The sequence below is a fragment of the Persicitalea sp. genome, from assembly GCF_041751555.1.
Taxonomy (GTDB): domain Bacteria; phylum Bacteroidota; class Bacteroidia; order Cytophagales; family Spirosomataceae; genus Persicitalea.
Window position 1 is genome coordinate 1 of the sequence record NZ_JBGSXF010000070.1, and the last position, 9,238, is coordinate 9,238.

The 9,238-nt window shown below is 53.7% G+C and carries 7 protein-coding genes; 2 read left to right on the plus strand and 5 right to left on the minus strand.

The features are described from left to right. The coding region (locus ACEW8P_RS02280) for an amidohydrolase family protein (protein ID WP_373511493.1) at positions 1-771 on the minus strand (771 nt) is incomplete at its 3' end. A gap of 42 nt (positions 772-813) precedes the next feature. Then, positions 814-2,550: a M14 family metallopeptidase gene (locus ACEW8P_RS02285; RefSeq protein WP_373511494.1), complete on the minus strand. Its 1,737-nt coding sequence runs from the start codon at positions 2,548-2,550 to the stop codon at positions 814-816. Positions 2,551-2,750: 200 nt separating this feature from the next. Between ACEW8P_RS02285 and ACEW8P_RS02290 the strand changes: the two genes are divergently transcribed. Continuing rightward, positions 2,751-4,277: a prenyltransferase/squalene oxidase repeat-containing protein gene (locus tag ACEW8P_RS02290; RefSeq protein ID WP_373511495.1), complete on the plus strand. Its 1,527-nt coding sequence runs from the start codon at positions 2,751-2,753 to the stop codon at positions 4,275-4,277. Between the two features lie 66 nt (positions 4,278-4,343). Continuing rightward, positions 4,344-4,526, plus strand: coding sequence for a hypothetical protein (locus ACEW8P_RS02295; protein WP_373511496.1), 183 nt, complete (start codon positions 4,344-4,346; stop codon positions 4,524-4,526). A gap of 30 nt (positions 4,527-4,556) precedes the next feature. Here the strand turns inward: ACEW8P_RS02295 and ACEW8P_RS02300 are convergent, their stop codons facing one another. From ACEW8P_RS02300 to ACEW8P_RS02310, 3 genes are all read right to left on the minus strand, one after another. Continuing rightward, positions 4,557-5,519, minus strand: a complete 963-nt coding sequence (locus ACEW8P_RS02300) for a glycerophosphodiester phosphodiesterase family protein (protein WP_373511497.1) — start codon at positions 5,517-5,519, stop codon at positions 4,557-4,559. After that, complete coding sequence (locus ACEW8P_RS02305) at positions 5,519-7,030, minus strand: RagB/SusD family nutrient uptake outer membrane protein (protein ID WP_373511498.1); 1,512 nt, start codon at positions 7,028-7,030, stop codon at positions 5,519-5,521. The genes ACEW8P_RS02300 and ACEW8P_RS02305 overlap by 1 nt, the downstream gene beginning before the upstream one ends. An 18-nt stretch (positions 7,031-7,048) precedes the next feature. Then, the coding region (locus ACEW8P_RS02310) for a SusC/RagA family TonB-linked outer membrane protein (protein ID WP_373511499.1) at positions 7,049-9,238 on the minus strand (2,190 nt) is incomplete at its 5' end.

Consider the following 9,238-nt stretch of genomic DNA (forward strand, 5'->3'; position numbering starts at 1 on the left):
AATGTTTTTCGACTTGATGAGTTGAACAAATTCCTCATCCACGGTTAAGTCCCGCACGCTGTGCGCCATCAGGTCGCTGCCCGCTTCGAGTAGCTTCTTGGCGTCGGCGAGATAGTACATGTGGGTGGCGATTTTGTAGCCCAACTCGTGGGATTTTTTGATGACCGCGCGGTAGACTTCTTCAGACATTTTGGGCGAAGTACCCAGGTTATCATCCACCCTGATTTTCATAAAATCGACGCCCATTTTGGCATTCTTTTCAATCACAGCTTCGGCTTCGGCGGGCGTTTCGCCAGTAATCACCTCGCCCGCAATGAATAGCCGTGCCCGCTGGGTAGCGGCCGTGTCATTGACATCCCGCAGGGCCACCGCCTCCGCTGCGTCGCCGCCCAGACTCACAACCGTAGTGACGCCATAGCGGGCGTAGGTGGCAAGGTTGTCGATGATGTTTTTGGCCGAGTAGTGTCCGCCTTCGATTCCCTGCACGTCACCCACGTGGCCGTGGGCGTTGATTATTCCGGGCATAATAAACTTACCCGTCACGTTTTTGACCGAGGCTTTTTCGGGGATTTTGACTTCACTTTTCGTTCCGACTGCCACTACCCGTCCGTTTTCAATCAGGAGGACGCCATCTTTGATCGGTTCGCCGCCGCGCCCGTCGATGATGGTGGCACCCGTATAGGCGGTGGAACTTTGGTCTGTCGATTGCTGAGTTTTACAGGCAAGAACGATCAGGATAAGCAGTGGTAGTAGTTTAGATAAAATCTTCATTGTGTTGATTTTAAAAGTGTTAAAACTTTTTTCTACAAAACCTTATCGCGCAGGAATTCTGAAAACCGGATAACGCAAATACTCCTTTTCGCGGTAGGCCGAATGCTCGTAAATATAATCCAGTTGCGCGTCGGCACTCTTGGCAAAAGCCTCGTCCGTTGCCATTTTCTCATTCATTGCCCTCTGCAGTTGTGGTGATTTGCGCAAGAGCTTCGCCGCTAATTCCTCGAAAACATAAGCCGAATACCCCTCTTTCGCTTGCAGAATGGTATCGTAGAAATTCCATTTGAAAAAAGAATCGACGCCCTTGGGTTCCAGCGTTTCGACAATATAGCGGTTGGTAGGCTGATTGACGGGAATGTACCAATCACCCATTCGGAACAAAACCGCTTTCGTTTCTTTGGTCAATTCTACATTGGTATGCCAATAATGCCCTTCATAGGGTTGAGAGGAAGTTTTCACGTCCGAGATATGATACACTTCCACCTGCAGCATCGTGTCGCTCGACAAGGGTCGCATTTGCACTCGGTTCAGTTTCAGCAACTCGATTACATTGTGCCAACCCTGGGGGATGACGTAAGCCTCTGGACGTTCCACCGTTTCGACGGCTTCATATTGATTATAAAATGGAATATTTTTGGTGAAAGGCTTATCGCGGTTGTAATAAAGTCGCTTTTGGCCACTCACCTCGCTAGTAGGGTACTCAGGTTCGTAGCCTTTGAATTCGATTGGGCTGGGTTTTTCGCGGTTCACCTGCCAGGTCAAGGGAAAAGTTTTCTGCGATTTTACGGCCTCTCTGGTTTCCTTGCGCATCGCGATAATCGCCTGGCGATATTGCGCCAGTACTTTGGTCGTGCCTTCCAGATAAGCGTAGGTAGCCTTCACCCGCTGGTCATAGGGTTTGAGCATGTGGGTTTCGGTCATTACGCCGATGGTGTGAAAAAGGGCGGCGTAGCCCGTGGAGTAACGCGGCCAGTCGGGAAATTGCACGAACCCCTTGGCGGGCGTTTGTCCCCAGGCATTGACGTAGGGCGTGGCCTCGTAGCCCGCTTCCTTCATGTGTTTGTAGAGATACGGCAGGAAAGTACCTCGCTGAAATTCGCCCAAACTACCTCCCAGCTTGTTCTCCTGCGTATAATCCAGCGTCATCACGTATTGGTAATCGGCCCCATTGCTGACGTGCGTATCGACGAACAGGTCAGGATCGAGTTCGTGAAAAATGGCGGCAAAGCTGCGGGCGTTGCGGGTGTCGGCCTTGATGAAATCGCGGTTGAGGTCGTAGTTACGGGCATTGCCCCGAAAGCCGTATTCCTCTGGTCCTTCCTGGTTGACGCGGGTGGTACTGTTGCGGTTCAAGGCTCCGCCAATATTGTAAAAAGGAATGACCGCCAGCACCACGCTGTCGAGTTGGGGGAATCGTTCCGGGTGCAGGGCGATGTCGCCCAGCAGCAGCATGGAAGCATCAACGCCGTCGGACTCGCCGGGGTGAATGGCGTTATTGATCAGTACAATGGCCTTGCTCTGCGCTTTGAGTTTGGTAATATCGAATTGGCGGTTACGAGAATAAAGCACGAGGTGCAAGGGCTTCCCGCTGTCGGTCAAGCCTTTGGTCTGCATCTGGATTTGGGGGAAATCTTTGGCCAGGAGCTGGTAGTAAGCGATTCCTTCTTCGTAGGTAGGGGTTTGGGTGCCTTCGCTTTTTTCAAAGCGGGTGTCGTACTGCCCAAAAGCCAGGGTACTTGACACAAGCAGGAGAATAATTGGGGAAAATTTGGGCATCGTTTCAGACGAGAACTGATTGGTTTCGATTCATTTGTAATATGGCAAGATCGGATTGGAGTCCAATGTTAGCTAATTTTTCATTCACCAGGAGTTCACCCATCTACATCAGGCCAATATTGATGGTTTGAAAATCAAGAAATTTAGACAGAATGAGAAATTTACGGCTTTGTTTAGGTACATACCTATTCCTAGGAATCGTGCATGGGACGACAGCCCAAACCGTGCAAGTGGACGCCGACGCGGCTGCACGCTACGTCCTGTCCTGCCAAAAGTCCAACGGCGCTTTCGGACCATATGACATGGACTACACCGACTTGGCCTGGACGTACCCGGCGGTGTACGCGCTGAAACTCCTGGATGTACCCGTTCCCAACGCCGACTCCTGTTTCAAGAACGGACGGCAGGCGTGGATTGAAAAAGCGTCCTGGAAAAATGGGCCGTGGTACTGGTCTTTTTCTCAGAAGGTGGACTTGTATCGATTATTTGGTCAACCCGGAGCGGACGAAGAGGGCGTGGCGGCGGGTGTACCCTGGAAATTGCATTACAAACCCCGAACTAGCTACCGCGAACTGCGGAAATATCCCGAGGGGGAATTCTTTGACCTGACCTCCCTCTGGCATTTGGTCGGGTCGGCCCAAACGTTGCGTTCTCCCATTGCCAACCCAGAGGTAGTAAAGGCATTTATTCTACAACGGCAAGCACCCGGCGGGGGCTTTGTCGAGGGACTGGATTCTCTGTTTACGCCCGCAAATGAAAACGCTCATCTGATGGCAACCTGTGAGGCAGTCATGACACTAACCGCGCTGGGCATCCCGGTTCCTAACAAAACGAATGTCATCGCCTGGCTGCATGCTTGTCAGACATCGGCGGGTGGTTTCCGGTGGCATCCGTCGGCTTTGGCGCACAGTAATCAGCCGGACGTGTGGTACACCTGGGCGGCTATCCGGGCGTTGGAGGCGCTGGGTTCCAAGCCTGTCAATCCCGCCACTTGTCTGGATTGGCTCAATACGTTGCAGAACCCGGACGGTGGGTTCGGCGATCGTCCCGGCTGGGCATCGCGCCTCTACAGTACCTACTACGTGTTGCATTCCGCGCAGATTTTGGCGGGTAGCGTCCGACGGGGAATTACGCATAAACAACTGAAAGAGGGAACCCCAGCCGTAATCCCGGAAGGAAAGTACCGCATTTTTCAGGCGGAGCACAAGAGCCCGCCGGGCGACAGCCACATGGTCGATACGGCTGCCGCGATGGGTTTTAATCTTTTGGCAGTCAAGATCACGGAAAAACAAATCGACACGGTCGAAGGGGTGAGCCAGATGGTGAAGGAAGCCCGCGCCTACGCCAAACGAAAGGGCTACCCGCTGGAAATAGTAGATTTTCCTGAGAATTACAGCCACCGCCTGCAATGGCCCAGCGGACAGCCCGCCGACCACGTTTCCAATATGCTTATTCCGCCCGGTCTTTCGGATCGGGAGTTGTCGGAATATAAAGCGGCTTACGCGATGGGGAAAAAGGGCTTGCCGTGGAAAGATTTTAAGGAGCAAGTCATCAAACCAATGCTCAACCTAAACACGCTGTTTTACCCGGAACTCGATTACAGCATGACCAACGCGTATCAAGTTTACGACGACGGGCTCGACGGACAAGCGGGCTACAACGCCATTCCGGGGGCGCACTTCGGCAACTCCGACTGGATGCGCCATTTCCCCTACAAGGAGCGATAGATCAGCCAACTACCCGTCGTAGCGGACGCCGACGCACACGGAAACATAGAAGAGTGGCGAGAGCATATGAATGAATTTCGCAACCTGTACATCGCCGAAGACTACCATTATCCGAACTACATCGACGCCGCACAACACGGAAGACTGGTCTGCGTAATTCGGTATGAGTCTGGCGAAATTCGGTACTACGGCGCAGCGGCGGCGGTGACCTATCTCAAAAAGCACCGCTCGGAATGGCAGTGGTGGTAAGGAGTCTAACCGTAAAAATAAAGTTTCCGGTTAAGGCTTCTTTTTGAAAAATCGCCCCTTTGAACCCTTCATTTTTGTCCTCGCCATCATCGCTTCGCCCGCCTCGATAGCCAGGTCGGCTTCAACAATGTCTGCTCCCGAATCAATAATCCTGTGATAACCCATGTCCAGTTCACTTTTGGGAATTTTCTTTTCGGAATAATCCTTGTCGATCGTGCGCGAACTGCCCACGATCGCCAGCACGCCTTTGTCGTGCAGGTGCTGGAAAATGGCGGGGTCATTCGGCTGCGTGTGGGTGACAAAGGCCACGACGTTTTCCCAGGGGACACCCGTTTGCCAAAACCTATCGGCAGCGGCGTGGTCAGGGACGAAGACTTCCATCATTACCTCAGGATTCAGGGAATAAGCTAGTTTGGCGTCGTCGAAATTGTAGGCCATGAGCAGCGCGTTTGCCTCGGCTTGGTGTTTCTTGATTTCCGCCACCCGCGCGGCGATGGAGACGTCTTTCTGATCTATGATGAGTACCGTTTTTCCTTTCGCCCACTCCAACACCTCACCGAGGGTGGGAATGGTATATTCCGTGACTTGGCCTTCCGGGTCTTTGAGTCGAAGCTTTCTTAATTCTTTCAGGGTATAGTCGCCTACCTTGCCGTGGCCCGTCGTGGTGCGGTCCAGGGTCGGGTCGTGCATGAGGACGATGGCGCTGTCTTTGGTGTAGCGCGGGTCGATTTCCAGGATTGCCCAGGTACGGTATAGCGTGTTCTCGAAGGTAGCCAGGCAGTTTTCGGGATAGCCCGAGCGCGGCCCGCCCCGATGGGCGCTCACGAACGGAATGCGGTCAGGGGTGTAACGCAGGAAAGCCCGCAGTTGGGCGGGGCTTTCCAGGTCGAGGATGTGAAGTTTTGGAGATTGGGAAAACGAGTTGAAGCCGGGGATAGCGAGTACGGCAACAAGTAGTAGAATCGGGTATCCCCGGCTAATATTCCTGCTCATCAGTACTTCGGGTTTTGCACCAATTTCGTATTGTTCAACTCGGGCAACGGAATGGGCAACACCTCATTCTTACCCGCCACAAAACCTTCCGACGCCAGCATAGTGCCGGCCCGGCCCGTGCGCACGAGGTCGTACCAGCGGTGGCCTTCGGTGGCTAGTTCCAGTCGCCGCTCGTTGTAGATATTTGGTAGCGTGGCCGCTGCGGGTTTCAGGCCTACGCGAGCACGCACGGCGTTCAGTAGCGTGGCCGCCCGAACCAGATCGCTGCCACCCTGCACCAGCGCCTCCGCTTCCATGAGGTAGGTATCGGCCAGGCGCATTTCGATGACGTTCTGCGGGTAGTTGAGCGCGGAAGGGCCGGCTCCCTTGCTTTCAAATTCCTTCAGCGGTGCGTATTTCTGGATAAAATGCCCGGTATTCTGATAACCCGGAATGTAGGTAGCCTTCTTGGCTTTTACCAAACTGTCCACATCCGCGATCGTGGCCTTGAAGCGGGGATCAAAATGCAAAGCGTCGTACAATCCCGGCGTGATGGGACAACCACCCCAGCCCGAGTAGTACTCGGGACCGTTGTAGCTGCGGGGGCCGAACATCTTGCTGGCTACCAGCCCTTCCACTTTCGAGGTATTGCCCCAGCCGGAGGCGGCAATGGACGTGTGGGGTATCTCCATAATCGCTTCGCTGCTGAATCGGTTGTCGGGCTTGAAAATATCGTTGAAGTTTTTGAGCAACTGATAGCCGTACTTGTTGGTAGCACCCGGCGTCCCGTTGACCTGGGCCAGGAGTTCGGCCGCATTCGTCCACTTCTTTTCAAACAAATACACTTTTCCCAATAAAGCTCGCGCCATGCCTGCGGTCACGCGCCCACCGTCGGTCACGACGGGTACTTTGTCGGGCAGGTTGGATTCGGCGATGGCCTCGGTCAGGTCTTTTTCGATCTGCGCGTACACCGCTTCCGGCGTGGCCTGAGTCACTTTGTAAATTTCGCTCGTTTCCAGTGGTGCGGTGAATAGGGGTACTTTGCCAAACAGCCGCACCAATTCAAAATAGTAGTAAGCGCGCAGGAATTTGGCTTCTGCCACGTATCGTTTTTTGACCGCCTCGCTCAGGCTGGGAATGTTGCCTTCTACCTTGTTCAAAATGGTATTGACCCGAGAAATACCCGCAAAGTTTTTCTCCCAAAAATCTAGTTGTGGACCGTTGGCTGGGTCGAGCGTAAATGCATCCATGGTATTCAGGAAGGGTACGTCCGATGAACTACCCCCGCCCCCGTAGCAATCGTCGGAGATGGCGTTTAGGCAGGCGAAGTTGCCGTACTGCCCCGTTCCTTCCCAACTCATGGGGTCATAGGCGGCCACCAGGCCGTTAAACACCTCCTCGGGATTCTTGTAGTAGTTGGTCTCCACTTGGGTCGCCTTGGAGTCCACTTCCAGAAAGCTCTCCTGACAAGAACTGAATAGTTGCAAGCTGGTCGCCAGCAAGGCCGTGTATATAATTTGTTGCTTTTTCATGTTTGTATTTTTTAAAAATTAAAAACCAAGATTGAGACCCAGCAGGAACGAACGTGACTGCGGATATATGGCCCGGTCGATGCCGTAGCTGCTGCCGCCGATTTCGGGATCATAGCCAGAGTATTTAGTAAACGTGACAAGGTTGTTGCTGCTTACATAGATTCTTGCCTTTTGCAGACCGATTTTGCTTGAAACCGCGCTTGGCAGCGTATAGCCAACCTGCATGGTCTTGATCCTGAAATAATCGCCCCGCTCCAAGTGAAAATCAGAAGGATTGGCGAAATTCTTATTCGCGTCTTTCGTCGTCAGGCGGGGATAGGCGTCCGAAGTACCCTCTCCCGTCCAGCGATCCAGGACGCTGGTCTGCCAGTTGGCCGTGGGAATGTCCAGGCGGCGCAGTCCCTGAAAAATGTCGTTGCCCGCCACGCCCTGTCCGAATACCAGGAAATCGAAGTTTTTCCAGCTCGCATTGGCGGTAAAGCCGAACGACCAGTTGGGGATAGGATCGCCGATGAAGGTACGGTCTTCCGAATTGATCAGGCCGTCGTTGTTGAGGTCCGCCCAGCGGAAGTCGCCGGGTTGGGCTTTGGGCTGAATCGGCTTGCCGTCGGGACCAGAGTAAGATTCGATTTCCTGTTGGTTTTGGAAGATGCCCTGCGTTTTGAAACCGTAGAAAGAGCCGATCGCGTGGCCCACCGCCGTGCGAGTCAGTTCGTAGCTGCTGTTTTGCAGCTTAGCCCCTCCTTCCAGAAACTCCTTGTCGTTACCCAGGAATTTTACCTCGTTTTTTAGGTAGGAGATATTGCCTCGCAAATTCAATTTCACTCCGCCGACCTGCTTGCGGTAGCCCAGCTCTAATTCCACGCCCCGGTTGCCCATGTCGGCCACGTTGCCGAAGGAAGAACCTGTCGCGCCCACGTAGCCGGGGAAGTCAACGGTTTGGAGGATACCAGTGGTTAGCTTGTTGTACCAATCGAAAGTCAGGTTCCAGTCGCGGAAAAGGACCATATCTACGCCGAAGTTCAACTGGCTCGTCTCCTCCCAGCGCAGGTCGGGATTGGCTGGGGCATCGGGACTGTAGCCGATCAGGTAGTTGTCGTTGCCGAAGGTAAAGTTTCGGCCTCCGCCCACCGTGGAGAGGTAGCGGAAATTACCCAGCACATCGTTGCCCGTCACGCCGTAGGATGCCCGGAATTTCAGAAAACTAATGGTGTTCTTGATCGTCCAGAAATCTTCCTGCGAAGCGACCCAACCGACGGAAGCGGAGGGAAAGTAGCCGAAGCGGTTGTTGAAACCAAAGCGCGAAGAACCGTCGCGACGAATAACGCCCGTGAACAGGTACTTTTCGTTGTAGTTGTAAGTCACACGGCTGAACAGCGAACTGACTTTGTGGTTGATACCCTCGTAGCCACTGGCGTTGATGTCGTTGGCTGAGGTGCTGTAATTCATCGAAGCTTCCTTAAAGGTATTCACCGGCAGGTTGAAGTAGGTCACCGTCAGGCCCATCGAGTTATTGTCAAGATAAGCCCCCTGCCCAACCAGCATCGTAAAGTCATGCTTTCCGGTGGCGCGGCGATATGACACGGTGTTCTCCAGATTCCAGTTCAAAGTTTTGCCGTTGAAACGGCCGTAGGAGGTTTGGGTGGATATCTGATTGGAATTCAGATAACTGATTGGCGAAAAATTCTCGTTGCCGTTATAGGAAAGCGTCGTTCCCACCGTAGAGCGCAATTTCAGCCCTTTCACTGGTTCCGCTTCCACGAATACGTTGCCCACGATGTCGTCGGACCAGCTATAATTGCCTTCCCTGGTTTTGATGAAAGCCAGCGGGTTCGTCACCTGCTGCGCTACCTGATTGGAGATGGCGTAGGGATTTCCGTTCGCGTCGCGCACCACGGGCTGCGTGGAATACGGCACCGCGTTAGCCGCCGCGGGGTCGGTAATGACGAGGGGCGTAATGGGGTCGAGCATGAGGGCCGAACTCAGCGGCCCGCCGAAATCGGTGTTGCCGCCCACGCCACTCTTATTATTGATGTGCGAGTAGCCAAGGGTCTGGCCGAAGGTCAGCCAATCCTTGATTTTGTGCGAGGAATTCAGCCGGATGTTGTACCGCTTGAATCCTGAAATATCCGAAGCCACGATGCCCTGCTGGTCGTAGTAGCCGAATGAAGTGTAAAAAGTCGAGCGATCGGTGCCGCCGCTGACGCT